Source organism: Neisseria sp. HMSC067G12, assembly GCF_001812725.1.
GTDB lineage: Bacteria > Pseudomonadota > Gammaproteobacteria > Burkholderiales > Neisseriaceae > Neisseria > Neisseria perflava.
Window position 1 is genome coordinate 57,734 of the sequence record NZ_KV810187.1, and the last position, 17,125, is coordinate 74,858.

Annotated in this window: 14 protein-coding genes; 8 read left to right on the forward strand and 6 right to left on the reverse strand. The window is 49.1% G+C overall.

The genetic code is table 11. From position 1 onward, the window contains the following. Positions 1–55 precede the first annotated feature (55 nt). Positions 56–2,164, forward strand: a complete 2,109-nt coding sequence (locus HMPREF2871_RS02815) for a LysM peptidoglycan-binding domain-containing protein (RefSeq protein WP_049343989.1) — start codon at positions 56–58, stop codon at positions 2,162–2,164. A gap of 240 nt (positions 2,165–2,404) precedes the next feature. Here the strand turns inward: HMPREF2871_RS02815 and HMPREF2871_RS02820 are convergent, their stop codons facing one another. The 5 genes from HMPREF2871_RS02820 to gatC all read right to left on the reverse strand — a co-directional run bounded on the left by HMPREF2871_RS02820 (position 2,405) and on the right by gatC (position 7,628). After that, positions 2,405–3,409 (reverse strand): FAD-binding oxidoreductase, encoded by a 1,005-nt coding sequence (locus HMPREF2871_RS02820; protein ID WP_004520131.1) that lies wholly within the window; start codon positions 3,407–3,409, stop codon positions 2,405–2,407. A 79-nt stretch (positions 3,410–3,488) separates the two neighbouring features. Then, a complete protein-coding gene (gene gatB, locus HMPREF2871_RS02825; protein WP_003685244.1) occupies positions 3,489–4,919 on the reverse strand; it encodes an Asp-tRNA(Asn)/Glu-tRNA(Gln) amidotransferase subunit GatB in 1,431 nt (476 codons plus the stop codon). A 101-nt stretch (positions 4,920–5,020) separates the two neighbouring features. Then, positions 5,021–5,641 carry a trimeric intracellular cation channel family protein gene (locus tag HMPREF2871_RS02830; RefSeq protein ID WP_049336490.1) on the reverse strand — a complete coding sequence of 207 codons (621 nt, stop codon included), beginning with the start codon at positions 5,639–5,641 and terminating at the stop codon, positions 5,021–5,023. A 97-nt stretch (positions 5,642–5,738) separates the two neighbouring features. After that, positions 5,739–7,187: an Asp-tRNA(Asn)/Glu-tRNA(Gln) amidotransferase subunit GatA gene (gene gatA / locus HMPREF2871_RS02835; protein ID WP_049336489.1), complete on the reverse strand. Its 1,449-nt coding sequence runs from the start codon at positions 7,185–7,187 to the stop codon at positions 5,739–5,741. 150 nt (positions 7,188–7,337) lie between these two features. Continuing rightward, the gene (gene gatC / locus HMPREF2871_RS02840) at positions 7,338–7,628 is read right to left on the reverse strand and encodes an Asp-tRNA(Asn)/Glu-tRNA(Gln) amidotransferase subunit GatC (protein WP_003685110.1); all 291 of its coding nucleotides are present in this window, start codon (positions 7,626–7,628) and stop codon (positions 7,338–7,340) included. A 224-nt stretch (positions 7,629–7,852) separates the two neighbouring features. On the opposite strand from gatC, the gene HMPREF2871_RS02845 reads away from it, so the two are divergent. From HMPREF2871_RS02845 to HMPREF2871_RS02875, 7 genes are all read left to right on the forward strand, one after another. Next, positions 7,853–8,890 (forward strand): rod shape-determining protein, encoded by a 1,038-nt coding sequence (locus tag HMPREF2871_RS02845; RefSeq protein ID WP_039862245.1) that lies wholly within the window; start codon positions 7,853–7,855, stop codon positions 8,888–8,890. 11 nt (positions 8,891–8,901) lie between these two features. Then, positions 8,902–9,744, forward strand: coding sequence for a rod shape-determining protein MreC (gene mreC, locus HMPREF2871_RS02850; protein WP_049336487.1), 843 nt, complete (start codon positions 8,902–8,904; stop codon positions 9,742–9,744). 4 nt (positions 9,745–9,748) lie between these two features. Then, positions 9,749–10,249, forward strand: coding sequence for a rod shape-determining protein MreD (gene mreD / locus HMPREF2871_RS02855; protein ID WP_049336486.1), 501 nt, complete (start codon positions 9,749–9,751; stop codon positions 10,247–10,249). Positions 10,250–10,253: 4 nt separating this feature from the next. Further along, positions 10,254–12,302 carry a penicillin-binding protein 2 gene (gene mrdA, locus HMPREF2871_RS02860; RefSeq protein WP_049336484.1) on the forward strand — a complete coding sequence of 683 codons (2,049 nt, stop codon included), beginning with the start codon at positions 10,254–10,256 and terminating at the stop codon, positions 12,300–12,302. Further along, positions 12,295–13,446 carry a rod shape-determining protein RodA gene (rodA, locus tag HMPREF2871_RS02865; RefSeq protein ID WP_049336483.1) on the forward strand — a complete coding sequence of 384 codons (1,152 nt, stop codon included), beginning with the start codon at positions 12,295–12,297 and terminating at the stop codon, positions 13,444–13,446. The genes mrdA and rodA overlap by 8 nt, the downstream gene beginning before the upstream one ends. Before the next feature lies 1 nt (position 13,447). After that, positions 13,448–14,107, forward strand: coding sequence for a MarC family protein (locus tag HMPREF2871_RS02870; protein WP_004520122.1), 660 nt, complete (start codon positions 13,448–13,450; stop codon positions 14,105–14,107). A gap of 79 nt (positions 14,108–14,186) precedes the next feature. Then, positions 14,187–15,530 carry an aldehyde dehydrogenase family protein gene (locus HMPREF2871_RS02875; protein WP_049343990.1) on the forward strand — a complete coding sequence of 448 codons (1,344 nt, stop codon included), beginning with the start codon at positions 14,187–14,189 and terminating at the stop codon, positions 15,528–15,530. Between the two features lie 301 nt (positions 15,531–15,831). On the opposite strand, the gene HMPREF2871_RS02880 is transcribed toward HMPREF2871_RS02875, so the two are convergent. Beyond that, positions 15,832–17,112, reverse strand: a complete 1,281-nt coding sequence (locus HMPREF2871_RS02880; RefSeq protein WP_079453975.1) for a malic enzyme-like NAD(P)-binding protein — start codon at positions 17,110–17,112, stop codon at positions 15,832–15,834. Positions 17,113–17,125: the final 13 nt, after the last annotated feature.

Below are 17,125 nucleotides of genomic sequence, written 5' to 3' on the forward strand. Positions count from 1 at the left end.
AACGATACTATCAAAAAGACGAAATTTTATTATATATTTGATAACTTTATTTACTATGGCAAAACTAAAAACCATCGCTCTGACCGTTTCAAGCCTGTCGGCGGTTTCCGCCACAGCCTACGCACAAAACGCTACACCCAACCAAGTCGGCATGGCCATGATGCGCCTCAACTCCGCCCTGCTCGACCAAGCCAAAGCACAAACCTTCGGCTCCGGCAGTTTATGGGCATCGTTGCGTAAAGACTTCCGCATCAACGAAGTCAACACAGAACTGGTTCGCCGCCATGAAAACAAATTTGCTGCAAACAGCGCATATTTCGACCGCACCATCTCACGCAGCAAACCTTATATGTACCATATTGCCAATGAAGTTAAAAAACGCAATATGCCCGCCGAAATCGCTTTGCTGCCTTTCATTGAAAGCGCATTCGTAACCAAAGCCAAATCACACGTCGGCGCATCCGGCCTGTGGCAATTTATGCCGGCTACCGGCCGCCATTTCGGCTTGGAAAAGACACCTTTGTATGATGGCCGCCACGATATTTACGCCGCTACCGATGCCGCATTGAACTACCTGCAATACCTGCACGGCATGTTCGGCGACTGGTCTTTGGCGCTTGCCGCTTACAACTGGGGCGAAGGCAATGTCGGACGCGCCGTCAACCGCGCCCGCGCGCAAGGTTTGGAGCCGACATACGAAAACCTGCGTATGCCGAACGAAACACGCAATTACGTTCCCAAACTTTTGGCCGTCCGCAATATCGTTGCCAATCCGCAAACCTTCGGCATGAATATCAGCGAAATCAGCAACCAGCCGTATTTCAAATCTATTAGCATCGACAAACCTATTGATAACAGCACAATCGCCCGCTTTGCAAACATCAGCGAAAGCGAATTGTTGGCACTCAACCCGGGTTTCAATGCGCCTGTATTCATCCCTAAAAACAACCGTCGTCTGTTGTTGCCGGTTGCTGCGGTTTCTGCATTTGAAAAGAACTACCGCAATGCCAATCCAGATACCCTGATGTCTTGGGATATTTATACTTCTTTGGGCAACAAGAAGCTTAACGCCATTGCCAACGATACCGGCATGAGCGTAGCCGAACTCAAACGCCTCAACGGCCTGAGCGGTAGCGCCATTTCTGAAGGCCGCAGCATTTTGGTGGCTAAAAACTCAGTTACCCAAAGTCAAGACATTATTAACTTTATCGACAAAGACAATACGCCGGATACTTACCAATCCAATATGCCGGCTATGTCGCCGATTATTGCTTCAAGCGTAGCAGAACCGGTTAAAGTTGCTCAAACTACCGTGACCAATATTGTTGCTCCTGTTGTTCCACAGTCCAGCAAACCGGTTGACTTTATTGCACGCAGCAAAACTGAAAACGTTACTTCCGTAGCGGTAACAGAAACCAAGGCGCAGCCTCAAGTTGCAAGTGCGGAAGTAGCCGCCCCTATTGTAGCCATGACCCATATTACTGCTGAGCCTGCTGCCACAAATGTTGCTGAAGCACCAAAAGCAGCTATCCCTGCCGACTTGACTGCACCGACTGTTGCCGCAAACGATGTAGCCCCTACTCCAGCAGTTGAATCTGTTGCTGTTGCTCCGGTTCAAGAAGAGCATGATGACCTGATGGCTTTGGTACAAAGCCAACCTGCGGAGGAACCTGCAGCGACTGTTGCTGAAGCGACTTCTGAAGCCAAACAAGTTCAAACTGTTGTGACTGCCGAAAGCGCTCGTACAGCACGTATCGCAGCCAATACCGCTAAACAACAACAACGCATCAATGCGCGTCTTGCCCGTGTAAATGGCCAACAAAACACACAAACTGTAGCACTTGCAGCAGGCACACACCGTGTGGAAGATGGTGATACGTTGTTTAATATCTCCAAACGTTACAACTTGAGCGTAGCTGATTTGATTATTGCCAACAACATCAAAGGCAACAATATCAGAAAAGGCCAAATCCTCCGTGTTACAGCTACTCCGGCAAAAGTCCGCAGCAACCCGGTTCAAAACGTTTCCTACACTGTACGTAAAGGCGATACCCTGAACACCATCGCCAGCCGTTTCAATGTTGATATTAACGATATCCGCCGTTGGAACCGCAATACCCGTACCGTATCTCCCGGTCAACGTTTGAAACTGATTGGTAGCTAATATTATCTTTAAAACAAAGGCCGTCTGAAAGATTCAGACGGCCTTTTTCTTGATGATAGATAATCAAGTTAATGTTTGATAACAAACAGAATAGTCTTTACTTAAAGATAAAAATATTTTTTGAAAATTACTGTATAAAAAAAGAGTGTGCAAAAACACACTCTCTTCTTCAAACGAATTGTCGTCAAACCCTATGCTAAATACCCTTATCCAAACATATGAATTCCGTAAAATATATTCCTATGCCGGTGAAAAAGCATCACAGAAGAAGGCATCTTCCGGTAAAGCGCAATTTTGAGTCAGCAAACTTTGCGCACTCTCGGTCATAGCTGGTGACCCACAAGCATAAACTTCGTATTGGCTCAAATCAGGATAATTTTGTGCGGCAACATTTTGCACGTACCCATTCTCCCCTTTCCAATCGGAATCAGGCTTAGAAAGAACAGGCGAGAATTTCGCATTTTTCAGACGGTCTATTAATGCTTCTGCTTCTTCCAATGCGTACAAATCCTCCTGCTGACGTGCTCCCCAGTAAAAATGAACCTGACGTTCGCTATTCTGATGAATCAAATCAAGCAAGATGCTGCGGATAGGTGCGTAACCTGTACCCGTTGCCAACAAAACAATCGGTTTATTGCTGTCCTGTTGCAAAGTGAATGTACCTAATGGCCCTTTAACGCGGACAATGCCTTTTTCTTTGATTTTAGGCTCGGCACCAAAAATCATTTCTGAGCATACGCCGTTTTCACGTTTGCGGATATGCAGGTCCAAAACACCTTCTTGGTCAGGAGAATTGGCAATTGAATAGCTGCGGCTGATATTGCCGGGAAGCAGCAAATCAATATATTGTCCGGCATAAAATGCAAATGACGGCGCTTTAGGCAAAGCCAATCGCAACAAAGCAACATCATGTTTGATTTCAATCGTTTCAATGCGTACAGGCAAAGTGCGCACCGGCAAAGCATTTTGATTAAAACCCGGCACATTGATTTTGAGGTCGCTCTTTGCAGTGGTACAGCACAATAACACTTTACCTTGTGCTTTTTCTTCTTCACTGATGGCTTTATCAATATGTTTGCCCATTTCAAATTCGCCACTAATCAACTCAGCCTTACACTGCCCGCAGGCACCACTTTTGCAAGAATGAGGCAAATTTAAATTCTGACGGGTTGCGGCAGCAAGAACAGTTTCGTCCTCATTCGCCGTAAATGTAGTTTGATCTGGTAAGGTAATGGTATGTGTCATGGTATTTAGAATAAATTTATTATCAAAAACAAAGGCCGTCTGAAAATAAAACCTGTTTTCAGACGGCCTATCCTATCTATCAAGCCAATTTGGCTTTAATCAACTCTTGAACCTGAGCCGGATTGGCCTTGCCTTTACTTGCTTTCATCACTTGGCCGACAATCGCATTTAAGGCTTTTTCATTACCGGAACGGAATTGCTCAATGGCTTTCGCATTGTTTGCCAACACTTCATCCACCATCGCTTCAATTGCGCCAGTGTCAGTAATCTGTTGCAAACCATGTTTTTCGATGATTTCGGCAATACCTGCTTCAGGCTCAGCCCACATCGCTTCAAAAGCTTTTTTCGCCAATTTGCTGCTTAATGTTCCATCTGCAACTTTAGCAACCAACTCGGCAAGGCGTGGAGCTGTAATCGGGCTTTCAGCCAATTCCAAACCTTCTTTGTTCAAGGTAGCGGCAAGCTCGCCGTTCATCCAGTTCGCCGTCAATTTACCTTGGCCGCAGGCTTTGGCCGCTTCTTCAAAATAGGCAGCTTGGGCGCGGCTGGCAGTCAACAGGCGCGCATCATAGTCAGACACGCCGTAATCGGCAACAAAACGCGCCGCCATTTCATGCGGCAACTCAGGCATTTGCTCTTTGGCCTTTTGCAATTGGCCGTCTGAAATAATGACCGGCAGCAAATCCGGATCCGGGAAATAGCGGTAATCGTGCGCATCCTCTTTCAAACGCATCACACGGGTTTCGCCTTTTTCAGGATCAAACAGCATGGTTGCCTGCTGTACTTTACCACCATCTTCCAAAATTTCGATTTGCGCTTCCACTTCATAATTGATGGCTTGTTCCAAGAAGCGGAAAGAGTTGAGGTTTTTGATTTCACGGCGTGTACCGAACTCGGCCTGACCTTTTGGACGTACAGAAACGTTGGCATCAACACGGAACGAACCTTCCGCCATATTACCGTCGCAAATATCCAGCCAAGTCACTAAACCATGCAACGCTTTAGCATATGCCACAGCTTCGGCTGCGGAACGCATTTCAGGCTCGGAGACAACTTCCAACAAAGGCGTACCGGCACGGTTCAAGTCGATACCGGTAGCACCGTTCAAACCTTCATGTACGGATTTACCCGCATCTTCTTCCATGTGCGCACGGGTAACATTGATGGTTTTAACCTCGTCACCCACTACGATTTCCAATTTGCCATGCTCAACAATCGGCAAATCCAACTGACTGATTTGATAGCCTTTCGGTAAATCAGGATAGAAATAGTTTTTACGGTCGAACACGTTTTTCTGATTAATTTTCGCATCCAAAGCCAAACCGAGTTTGATGGCTTTTTCGACGACTTCGCGGTTCATTACCGGCAATACGCCCGGCAACGCACACTCAACCACGCTGGCATGGGCATTAGGTTCGGCACCGAATGCAGTGGATGCGCCGCTGAAGATTTTGGATTGGGTGTTGAGTTGGACGTGGATTTCCAGTCCGATTACGGTTTCCCAAGTCATAAGGGTCTTTCTGTCGAAAAAAAAGTTAATCGGTTAAATGAGTGATTCGTTTTTCAGACGGCCTGAATAAAAAACCATAACAGGCCGCCTGTAAGATAAGTTTATTTCCTGCGGCGTTGGAAACCGGGCAGTTGCCAATGGAAATGGTATGCAGTCAGACGGAACAACAATCCGCCGGCAAAGAGCAGGTTTAACGTAAAAATATTAATCCAGCCCAAATGCCCGAACAGATAAATCAGCCCGCCAATCAAAATAGCCACGCTGCCGTAAAGGTCGGTACGCAAAATCATCGGTACATCATTGACCAAAATATCGCGCGCAATACCGCCACCAACGGCAGTCACAAAAGCCAAAGAAATAACGCCGAACAGATTAAGCTGCAAAGCCATACCGATTTGTGCACCGGTAATGCTGAACGCTGCCAAACCAATGGCATCGGCAATAATAAAAGCAGCGGCCAAATAGGTGCTGCGATAACGTTGCACCCTTATCAACCATGCGATAGCAAGCGTAGCAAACACAACAATCAGCGCATCGGTTTGCAAAAACACTTGCGGAATCCGGCCAACCAAGCCATCGCGTATCATGCCGCCGCCGACAGCCGTCAGTAACGCAGTAATGACGACACCGAGCACATCCAACCGCTTGTTGTAGCCGACCAAATAGCCTGAAATGGCAAACGCAGCTGTCCCAATGATTTGAATGAAGTCGGTGGCTGTCATGTTTTTAAATATCTACAATATGCAGCACCTCAATACATTCAGGCGCTTTTATATGGTTTATTTTCAGACGGCCTTGAATCATCAAGGCCCTAAAACATTATTCCGGCGCTTTGGTGTGCCAATCGCTGCTCAGCTGAACCTGATGTGCAGCACCCAAAATTTTGGCTTCGGAGAAATAGTTGCCGATAAATTGCACACCAATCGGCAGGCCGTTTGCGCTGAAACCGGCTGGCAGAGTCAATGCGGGCAAACCGGCAAGGTTCACGGCGATGGTGTAAATATCGGACAAGTACATTTGTACAGGGTCGTGAATGTCGCTGCCGAGTTTTGGCGCGGCAGTCGGTGCAGTCGGCGCCAAAATGAAATCACATTGACCAAAGGCCGTCTGAAAATCATTGGCAACCAGACGACGCAGTTTTTGCGCTTTCAGATAATAAGCATCGTAGTAACCATGACTCAATACATAAGTACCGATCATGATACGGCGCTTAACCTCGCTGCCGAAACCTTCGGCACGGGTGTTACTATACATTTCTTCCAAATCGCCGAATTGCGCCGCACGGTGGCCATAACGTACGCCGTCAAAACGGGATAAGTTGGTACTTGCTTCCGCAGAGGCGAGAACGTAATAAGCAGGAATCGACAATGATGTTTGCGGCAGGGAAACTTCAACAGTCTCTGCGCCTTGAGCTTTGAGCAAATCGATAACACTTTGCAAGGCCGTCTGAACATCGGCATCCGCGCCTTCGCCGAAATATTCTTTAGGCAAACCGATTTTCAAACCTTTGAGCGGCTTGTCCAAATCACGGGTGTAGTCTTCTTTGTCGCGCTCCAAGCTGGTGGAATCGCGCTCGTCAAAGCTGGCCATGGCGTTCAACAAAATCGCGCAGTCTTCGGCCGTTTGCGCCATAGGACCGGCTTGGTCAAAGCTGGAAGCATAAGCAACCATACCAAAGCGTGAAACCGTACCGTAAGTCGGCTTGATGCCGGTAATGCCACAATGCGATGCTGGCTGGCGGATAGAACCGCCGGTATCCGAACCTAACGCAGCCGGTGCCAAACGCGCCGCAATCACAGCAGCCGAACCGCCTGACGAACCGCCGGGAACATGCTCAAGATTCCATGGGTTTTTGGTTGCGCCGTAGAATGAAGTCTCATTGGTCGAACCCATGGCAAATTCGTCCATATTGGTACGGCCGAGAGTCACCATGCCGGCATCCAACAGGTTTTGCACCACAGTGGCAGTATAAGGAGAAACAAAGTTATCCAACATTTTGGAGCTGCATGCACTGCGCCAACCTGTTTGGCAGAAAATATCTTTATAAGCAACCGGCACACCGGTCAAAGCCGTTGCATTGCCGGCTGCGATACGCGCATCGGCTGCTTTGGCCTCAGCAAGGGTCTTATCTTGATCGATGGTCACATAGCCGTTGATGGCAGGGTTTTTCGCAGCAATAGCGGCCAAATATTCGGTCGCCAATTCGACTGCGGAAATTTGTTTGGATTGCAGCAGGCTGCTGGCTTGTTTGAGCGTGTAAGCGGTCATTGTGCCGTACTTTCTATAAAACAGTTTTTGCTTTCAAAACAGATATTGAAAACATCCGTTTAAATCAATAAATCGGGCCGTCTGAACAAAGTATCCTTTCAGACGGCCTTGCAATAGGGGCTTGCCGATAAGCAAAGGCCATCTGAAACCTTATTCTTCAATCACTTGAGGAACGATATACAGTCGGTTGCGCACTTCGGGGGCAACAGCCTGATATTCTGCGGCATGATCGGTTTCAGTCACTTTATCTTCGCGCAGGCGCAAAGCGGCTTCGTGCGGATGCGCCATGGGTTCAATGCCGTCGGTATTGACGCTTTGCATGTTTTCAACCATGGCGAAAATGTCGTTCAACTCGGCAAGCGTTTTGTTTTTTTCTTCGTCCGTTAAAGTGAGGCGCGAGAGTTTTGCGATTTTTTCCACATCATTTAAGCTTAAAGCCATAAAAAATCCTTGTCTGATAGCAATGCCTCTTAGGTTTGGGGTATCATTGCATTTCGTCTTCTATGAAGCGAAGAATTATAACCGAAAACCAAACAGGTTGGCATGGTGTTTTAATTCAGACGGCCTTTTAAGGGGGCATTTATCCGTCTTAAACCGTGTACCTGTTTTTCTTATTTTAAATAATGCTAAACACATCCGGGCTGGGCCGGAATTTCAGGAATCCTATGTTTCGTCTTTTATCTCGTTTCCTCTCCAATGATATTGCCATCGACTTGGGCACGGCCAACACGCTGATTTTTGTACGCGGCAAAGGGATTGTTTTGGATGAACCGTCTATGGTTGCGATTCAATCCGGCGCAGGCAATAAAAGTAAAATTATGGCTGTGGGCACGGAAGCCAAAAAAATGCAGGGCCGTGCGCCGCGCAATATTGAAATCGTCCGCCCGATGAGGGACGGCGTGATTGCTGATTTTGTGATTACCGAGCGTATGCTGGGTATGTTGATTAAAAAAGCCACCGAAGGACGGTCTTTGGTTCCGCCTCGTGTGGTTATCTGTGTTCCGGGCGGCTCTACCCAAGTGGAACGTAAAGCGATTTTGGATTCAGCGTTTGCCGCCGGCGCGGCAAGCGTACATTTGATTGAAGAACCGATGGCTGCCGCTTTAGGCGCAGGCTTGCCGATTGAAGATGCGGCAGGTTCGATGATTGTCGATATTGGCGGCGGTACGACTGAAATCGGTATTCTTTCACTGGGCGGCATGGCCTATTCTGCTTCTGTCCGCGCAGCCGGCGATGAATTCGATAAAAGCATCATCCATTACCTGCGCCGTCATCGCGGTGTCTTGATTGGTGAAGCTACGGCAGAAGAATTGAAGAAACAAATCGGCTCTGCATCGGGCTTTGAAACCGAAACAGCCATGCGCATTAAAGGCCGTGATCTGGCTGAAGGCACGCCTAAATCCTTGGCGGTTACATCAAATGAAATCCGTGAAGCATTGAGTGAAACGGTAAATCAAATCATCCGTGCCGTCCGTCTGGCTTTGGAACAGGCTCCACCCGAACTGGCCGGCGACATTGCCGACCGAGGCATTATGCTGACCGGCGGCGGCGCGCTTCTGCACGGTATTGATACCGTCTTAGCCGATGCAACCGGCCTGCCCGTCGGTATTGCCGACCAGCCTCTGAACTGCGTTGCCTATGGCGCCGGTAAGGCTTTGGACTATATCGGCAAATGGGATACCGTATTCACGGAAAACCCATAAGGTAGATGGTTATGGAACGCTCTTCTTTGCGCTTTGACGAGGCAAAAGGCCCTAAGCTGTTGCCTCGTTTTGTCGTTTATATCACGCTGGCTGCCGGCCTGATGGTGGCCGATTACCGCTTTTCATTGATGCAGCCTGTACGTGCGGCAGTAATGCCCATGCTCTATCCTGTTCAATGGCTGGCGAATCAACCTGTTCAACTTTATCAATATTTTGCCGACCTCTCCCAGTCCAAATCTGAGCTCTTGGAACAGAACCGCCGGCTTTTGGAAGAAAATGGCCGTCTGAAAATCGATTTGCAGCGGGATAAAGTCAATACCGATGAATTGCGCGAATTGAAAAAACTGTACGGTTTGCAACAAAAAGGCATTCACAACGTTATCGGTGCGGAAGTCATTTCCAATGGTAAAGATCCGCTTTCCGAAAGACTGATTATCGGCAAGGGCAGCCAAGATGGCTTGAAAGTTGGCGATGCGGTCATCGATCAAAGCGGTTTGATTGGCCTGTTGACACAAGTCCACACACAAAGCGCGGAAATTGAACTGATCTCAAGCGGACAAAGCATTGTCCCCATAGCCGTCAGCCGTACCGGCGAACGCAACTTGGCATACGGCAATGGCAACGGTTTGGATTTGCGCTATTTCCCAACCGGCTCAGACTTGAAACCCGGCGATATTCTGCTGACTTCTGGTTTGGATGGTACTTATCCGGCGGGGATTCCCGTTGCAACCGTCAGCAAGGTTGTTCGCGCATCGGGAACGCCTTATTACGATACGCAACTGACGCCTTTGGCCGCTTTACGCAGCAGCCGTTTTGTCTTGGTACTTTCTTCCGGCCCTTCTTCCCCACGCTGATTTCATGAACGATTTTGACGATTCTTACCGTGCAGTACCGCTGCACATCATGGCGGCCAGTCTCATTGTGATGATGATACTGGACTTTATGCCGTTTTCCTTTGACGGATTCTTCTGGCTGCCTGAAATGACGGCACTGATGTTACTGTATTGGGCATTGCACCAACCGCAACGCGCAGGCATGGGACTGGCTTTTGCCATCGGTCTGATTGTCGATGCAGCAACCGCCGCGACTTTGGGATTACATGCCCTGTCTTACGTCGTGATGACTTATTTCATCTTAAACCGCCGCCGCCAAATCATGCTTTACGGCCATATTATGCAATTGGCCGCTGTCTTGGCTGCGCTGCTTCTCAATCAGGCCGTCTTAACTGTTGCCCGTCTGTTCCTCAATCATCAGGTCATTACTTTGCAAGGCTTTGTTGCCCCATTTGTCGGCGCATTGCTTTGGCCGATACTCAGCCAGCTGATGCTGATTGTGACCCGTATTTACCGCTCCCACTGAAAAGATGAAACCGATTCTTCCACGCCGTCTTTCCGGTGGTCAACATACCAAAAAACCTTCTGCTCAGGCTGCACAAGCCGACGCTTTATTGCGCCTGCTCGTTGCTTTTGTCCTGATTGTCATCTTCTTTTCCATCTTGCTGGCGCGGTTCTTTTACTTGCAAGTGACTCAACACAATGAGTTTTCCGGTCAGGCATCGAGTAACCGCATCACCCTGATTCCAACTCCGCCCGTACGTGGCGAAATCGTCGATATCAACGGCGTTCCTTTGGCCAAAAACTATCCAGTCTTTTCGCTCGAAGTTATTCCCAGCCGCATCGAAGGTAAGATGGAAGATGTCATTGAAGCATTGAAAAAATACGTCGATATCACGCCGACAGATTTAAAACGCTTCAAAAAATACCGCGAAAGCTATCGAAAATTTGAAAATATCCCACTCAAGCTCAGGCTGACCGATGAAGAGGCAGCCCGTTTGTCCGTGCATCTGCGCGAATTCAAAGGCGTAGAGGTCAACTCACGCACATTTCGCGAATATCCTTACGGCAAGCTGACCTCCCATTTCTTAGGCTACATCGGCCGTATTAGCGATAAAGACAAAGAAATTCTGGAAGAAGAAGGCCTGACTGCCCTCTATCGCGGCAGTACGCATATCGGCAAATCAGGCTTGGAAAAATATTACGAACACCAGCTTCATGGCATCCCAGGCTATCAGGAAGTCGAAAAAGACGCTTACGGCAATATCGTCCGCATATTGAAAAATGTCCCGTCCAAAATGGGGCAAACCTTGCGCCTAGGCATGGATATCCGCATGCAGCAGGAAGCCGACCGCATCTTGGGCGACCGCCGTGGCGCATTGGTGGCCATCAATCCGCAAGACGGTACTGTTTTGGCATTTGTTTCCAAACCTTCCTTCGATCCCAACCTCTTTATTGATGGCATCGACAGCGACACTTGGAAAATGCTGAATGACGATTGGAAAAAGCCTTTGATCAACCGCGTTACCCAAGGCCTTTATCCGCCGGGTTCTACATTCAAACCCTTTATGGGCATGGCTTTGTTGGAAAGCGGCAAAATCACTCAAAACACCATCGTCCCCGCTCCCGGCGCATGGAGCATACCCGGCAGCCGCCATATCTTCCGCGACTCCGTCCGCAGCGGTCACGGCTCGGCCAACTTGAGCAAAGCCATTCAAGTATCCTCAGATACCTTCTTCTACCGTTTGGGTTACGAAATGGGTATCGATAAAGCCTCTCCGTATCTGGCGCAATTCGGTTTCGGCCAAAAAACCGGCATTGACCTGCCCAGCGAATACGCAGGCGTTTTGCCCAGCCGCGAATGGAAAGCCAAACGCTTTGCCAAATCTTCCGACCCTACCGCCAAAGAATGGCGCGCCGGCGAAATGGTTTCTGTCAGCATCGGCCAAGGCTACAACGCCTACACGCCTTTGCAAATGGCACATGCGACAGCTTCTCTTGCCAATGACGGTGTCGTCCATCAGCCGCATTTGGTCAAAGAAGTATTGGATTTCGGCGCACGCAAAATTACCCGTATCAACCCCAATCCCGAGCGTCAAATTCCGTTCAAAGCAGACAACTTCGAATACGTCAAACGCGCAATGGAAAAGGTATTGAAACCGGGCGGTACGGCGCACCGTATCAGTGGCGGACTCGCCTATACGATGGGCGGTAAAACCGGTACGGCCCAGGTCGTACAAATCAAACAGGGCGGCCGCTACAACGCCGTAGCCCTGCGCGAACAACACCGCGACCACGCATGGTTTATCTCGTTTGCGCCATTGGAAAAACCTGAAATCGCCATTGCCGTTATTTTGGAAAACGGCGGTTGGGGTGCGTATGCCGCGCCATTGGCTCGTGAAATGACTGATTTTTATATGCTTCACGTCAAGCCGCAACAGTTTTCAGACGGCCTTGAGTCAGATTTAGCCAAAACTGAAACAACGGACAAACATCAGCCTATTCCCAGCATTTTCCAATCTGCCTACGGACTGACGCCGACAAGCCCTGCCTCACAGCCGGAGGTTCATCATGAATAACACATCAGCGTGGAAAAATTTCAAATCCACCATTGCAGCCCCGATTGACCCTTGGCTGTTTTTTGCCATGCTCGCCATCTACATCATGAGCCTGTTCCTGCTCTATTCTGCAGACGGGCAAGAGTTCGGACAATTGGAAAACAAAACCATCCATACTGTTTTGGGATTTGCCCTTTTATGGATTATCGCCGTATTCAAGCCGCAAACGGCTGCCAAAGTCGCCCTGCCTGTTTACATTGTCGGCGTATTACTGTTGATTGGCGTCGAAGTCGCCGGCGTTACCGTCAACGGCTCGACCCGTTGGCTGAGTATCGGCTTTACCCGTATCCAACCTTCCGAAATCATGAAAATCGGTATTCCCATGACTGTCGCGTGGTATTTCCAACGCTATGAAGGCCGTCTGAAATGGATACATTATATTGTCGCCCTCGTGCTGATTCTTGTTCCTGTCGCCCTGATTTTGAAGCAGCCAGATCTGGGGACGGCCGCGCTGATTATGGCTTCAGGTATTTTTGTCATCTTCTTTGCCGGACTGCCTTGGAAAGCCATTTTTTCCGCTATTATTGCCTTTGTAGCCGCCTTGCCGCTCTTGTGGAATTACGGCATGCACGACTACCAGAAAACCCGCGTCCTCACCCTGCTCGATCCAACCAAAGACCCGTTAGGTGCAGGCTACCACATCATCCAATCCATGATTGCCATCGGCTCGGGCGGTGTATGGGGCAAAGGCTGGCTCAACGGTACGCAAACCCATTTGGACTATATTCCCGAATCAACGACTGACTTTATTTTCGCAGTATTCGGCGAAGAATTCGGCCTGATTGGTAATATCCTTTTACTGCTGGTTTACCTTATCATTCTGGCACGCGGATTGTGGATTGCCGCGCAAGCTCAATCCCTTTACAGCCGTACTCTGGCAGGCGCGTTGACCATGACCTTTTTCTGCTATGCCTTTGTAAACATGGGCATGGTCAGCGGTATTTTGCCCGTTGTCGGCGTCCCCCTTCCCCTGGTCAGCTACGGCGGTACAGCTACACTTTCCATCATGGTGGTACTCGCCCTGTTGATGGGTATTGCCAATGAACACAAAAACCTCCGCCGTCGTAATATAGACAACGACGACCTAACTGCAAGCAAGGAATAATATGGAATTAGGTGTAGAAATCGGCAAACTTCTCGTTGCACTTCTTGTACTGATCAACCCCTTCAGCGCGCTCTCAATTTATCTTGACCTGACACAAAACCACAGCACCAAAGAAAAGCGCAGAATCGCGCGTACTGCCGCATTGGCTGTTTTCATCGTGATTGTCGTCTTTGCACTGGGCGGCGGTATCTTGTTGAAAGTACTCGGCATCAGCGTCGGCTCCTTCCAAGTCGGCGGCGGTATTCTGGTTTTGCTGATTGCCATCTCCTTAATGAACGGCAACGATAATCCTGCCAAACCCAAAATTGATTCCCATTCAGAAGAACATCAAAGTGCGCAACAAGTCCGCCGCAATGAAAAAGCCATTGCCGTCGTACCCATTGCCATTCCGATTACCATCGGCCCCGGCGGTATCTCTACCGTCATTATTTACTCCTCTGCCGCCAAAAATTACAGCGATATTGCCCTAATTATCATCTCCGGCTTTCTGGTCAGCCTGATTTGCTATCTCATCCTGATCGTTGCCGGACGCATCAGTAAACGCTTGGGCACGACCGGCCTGACCATCCTCAACCGTATCATGGGCATGATGCTTGCTGCCATTTCCGTAGAGATTATTGTTGCCGGCTTAAAATCTATTTTTCCCCAACTGGTCGCTTGAAGTACAATTATCACAATAAAAGGCCGTCTGAAACATTTTCAGACGGCCTCATAAAAACATAAAAACAAAGGAGCCAACCATGTTTCACAGCACCCATGTCTTTACCGGTGAAACCATTTGCCGCCGACCGGCACAAAACTACACTGAATTTACCGACGAATTAAACCGCCTCCAAACCCTTCAGCAAACCTTCGCTCAATCAAGCATTACCGAGCGCACCGCCCTCTTACAGCAATTTGCCGACAGCCTTACCCAAAACCAAGAACGCCTTGCTGAAATGGTTTGCGAAGAAGTCGGACGCTGCCTGCACGAATGCCGTGCCGAAATCAATAAATCCATCGAGCTTATCCGCTACTACGTCCGTCTTGCCCCCGAACTGCTTGCCCATAAAACCATCGCCACCCAAGCCAGCCTCAGCCAAGTCCGTTTCGAGCCTTTGGGCGTTGTTTTGGCAGTCATGCCGTGGAACTATCCTGTTTGGCAGATTTTACGATTTGCCATCCCTGCCCTGTGCGCCGGCAATGCCTGCGCGGTCAAACCTGCGCCCAGTGTCGCCCGCGTCAGCGAAACCCTCTTCAGCCTCATCCCCAAAGGTTTGCCGCTTATCGGCGCATGGTTAAACCATGAAGACACGCTTAAAGCCATTAAAGATACCGATGCCATGGCATTTACCGGTTCGACCCATACCGGCCGCTTGCTGGCCGCACATGCAGGCAGACATCTGAAAAAAAACGTCCTTGAATTGGGCGGCAGCAATCCGTTTATCATCCTACCCGACGCCGATCTGCAACGCGCAGCCATCGATGCCTGCTATTCGCGCTTTCGCGATGCCGGACAATCCTGCAATGCCGCTAAACGCATCGTTGTTACCCAAGATATTGCCGAACAATTTATCCCACTCTTCCTTGCCGAGTGCGCCAAACTGCAAACCGGCAATCCCAAAGATCCGAACACCACCCTTGCCCCACTTCACCGCCAAGACCTGCGTCAAACCGTACACGAGCAGGTTGAAGATGCGGTTACACACGGTGCGCAATGCTTAAGCGGCGGCTATATCCCTGAGGGAGAAAGCTGGTTTTACCCTGCCACGGTATTGGATCAAGTCAATCCAAACTGCCGCGTTTGGCACGAAGAAGTCTTCGGCCCGGTTGCCATGATCTTACGCGCCAACAATCCGGATCATGCCGTCGCACTTGCCAATGACACACCTTTCGGCCTCGGCGCCTGTATCTACACAGCAGACACAGCAAACGCATGGCAATACGCCGAAAAAATCCAAGCAGGCTCTGTCTTTATCAACCGTCACACCAGCAGCGACCTGCGCCTCCCCTTTGGCGGCGTCAAAGCTTCAGGCTATGGACGCGAGCTATCAGAATTCGGGCTGTACGAGTTCGTCAACGTCAAAACCTATTGGCAAAAATAAACCGTTTCATTAACTCAGGCCGTCTGAAAAACCCGATTTCAGACGGCCTGATGTTGTTTAAAAAGCTGGCAAAAATATTGTATTTAATCCCATACAAATTCTGCAAAATCAAAGCGGCTCAAAAATAAGAAACCTATTTTAGAAAGCAATTCATATTTCCACGCCTATTTTGAATCGGCAGCTTACCATGTTCATCATTCCAACCGTTTCATTAAACCCTCTATAAAATACCCAATAAACAAAAATACCGTCTGAAATACAACTTTCAGACAGCATTTTCAATCAAATACTACTTACCGGATTACAATTTCAAACCGGCCAGTTTAGCAGCATACGCATCCAAATCAGCGATTGGACGGGTAGCCACGCCGCTTTCTATTGCTGCTTTAGCAGTAGCTGTAGCAACGCGAGGCAACAGGCGGGAATCGAATGGGGTAGGAATCAGGTATTCCGCACCGAATTCAAATTTCTTACCGTAAGCAGCAACCACTTCTTCAGTTACCTCTTCCATTGCCAAGTCAGCCAGTGCATACACGCAGGCGCGTTTCATTTCTTCGTTGATGGTGGTCGCGCCGACATCCAATGCGCCACGGAAGATGAATGGGAAGCACAATACGTTGTTCACTTGGTTCGGGAAGTCTGAACGGCCGGTACCGATGACCACATCCGGACGGGTTTCTTTTGCCAATGGAGGCAGGATTTCCGGATTCGGGTTTGCCATGGCGAACACGATTGGTTTTTCGTTCATGGTGTTCAGCATTTCAGGCGTCAGCAGGTTTGCGCCGGACAGACCCAAGAAGATGTCTTTACCTTTAACGGCATCAGCCAATACGCGTTGACCGTTGTCTTCGATGGCGTAGAACTGTTTGGACTCGTCCATACGGTCTTTGTCTTCGCGGGTTTTGTAAATCACGCCTTTGGAGTCGCAAACGGTCACGTTTTCGCGTTTCAAACCCAAATCCAGCAATTGGTTCAAGCAGGCAATCGCGGCCGCACCTGCGCCGGAGCACACCAAAGTCGCTTCTTCAATTTTGCGGCCGGTATAACGCAAAGCGTTCAGTACAGCGGCAGCGGTAATGATGGCAGTACCGTGTTGGTCGTCGTGGAATACGGGGATTTTGCAACGTTTGCGCAATTCGCGTTCGATGTAGAAGCACTCAGGCGCTTTGATGTCTTCGAGGTTGATACCGCCGAAAGTCGGTTCCAAAGAAGCGATGATGTCTACCAATTTTTGAGGGTCTTTTTCATCGATTTCGATGTCGAATACATCAACACCGGCGAATTTTTTGAACAATACGCCTTTGCCTTCCATTACAGGTTTACCGGCCAATGCGCCGATGTTGCCCAAACCCAACACTGCTGTACCGTTGGAAATCACGGCAACCAAATTGCCTTTGGCAGTGTATTTGTAGGCAGTTTGCGGATCGGCATGGATTTCCATACAAGGAGCGGCTACGCCCGGAGAGTACGCCAACGCCAAATCTTTAGACGTGGCCAGAGATTTGGTTGGGGTAACGGAGATTTTGCCCGGCACGGGGAATTCGTGGAACTGCAGGGCGGCTTCTTTTAATGAATTTTCCATTTATCGATCCTGT

Excerpts from the sequence above, each read along its gene's own strand:
- HMPREF2871_RS02815 (WP_049343989.1), top strand. The coding sequence starts at position 56 with ATGGCAAAACTAAAAACCATCGCTCTGACCGTTTCAAGCCTGTCGGCG.
- HMPREF2871_RS02820 (WP_004520131.1), bottom strand. The coding sequence starts at position 3,409 with ATGACACATACCATTACCTTACCAGATCAAACTACATTTACGGCGAAT.
- gatB (WP_003685244.1), bottom strand. The coding sequence starts at position 4,919 with ATGACTTGGGAAACCGTAATCGGACTGGAAATCCACGTCCAACTCAAC.
- HMPREF2871_RS02830 (WP_049336490.1), bottom strand. The coding sequence starts at position 5,641 with ATGACAGCCACCGACTTCATTCAAATCATTGGGACAGCTGCGTTTGCC.
- gatA (WP_049336489.1), bottom strand. The coding sequence starts at position 7,187 with ATGACCGCTTACACGCTCAAACAAGCCAGCAGCCTGCTGCAATCCAAA.
- gatC (WP_003685110.1), bottom strand. The coding sequence starts at position 7,628 with ATGGCTTTAAGCTTAAATGATGTGGAAAAAATCGCAAAACTCTCGCGC.
- HMPREF2871_RS02845 (WP_039862245.1), top strand. The coding sequence starts at position 7,853 with ATGTTTCGTCTTTTATCTCGTTTCCTCTCCAATGATATTGCCATCGAC.
- mreC (WP_049336487.1), top strand. The coding sequence starts at position 8,902 with ATGGAACGCTCTTCTTTGCGCTTTGACGAGGCAAAAGGCCCTAAGCTG.
- mreD (WP_049336486.1), top strand. The coding sequence starts at position 9,749 with ATGAACGATTTTGACGATTCTTACCGTGCAGTACCGCTGCACATCATG.
- mrdA (WP_049336484.1), top strand. The coding sequence starts at position 10,254 with ATGAAACCGATTCTTCCACGCCGTCTTTCCGGTGGTCAACATACCAAA.
- rodA (WP_049336483.1), top strand. The coding sequence starts at position 12,295 with ATGAATAACACATCAGCGTGGAAAAATTTCAAATCCACCATTGCAGCC.
- HMPREF2871_RS02870 (WP_004520122.1), top strand. The coding sequence starts at position 13,448 with ATGGAATTAGGTGTAGAAATCGGCAAACTTCTCGTTGCACTTCTTGTA.
- HMPREF2871_RS02875 (WP_049343990.1), top strand. The coding sequence starts at position 14,187 with ATGTTTCACAGCACCCATGTCTTTACCGGTGAAACCATTTGCCGCCGA.
- HMPREF2871_RS02880 (WP_079453975.1), bottom strand. The coding sequence starts at position 17,112 with ATGGAAAATTCATTAAAAGAAGCCGCCCTGCAGTTCCACGAATTCCCC.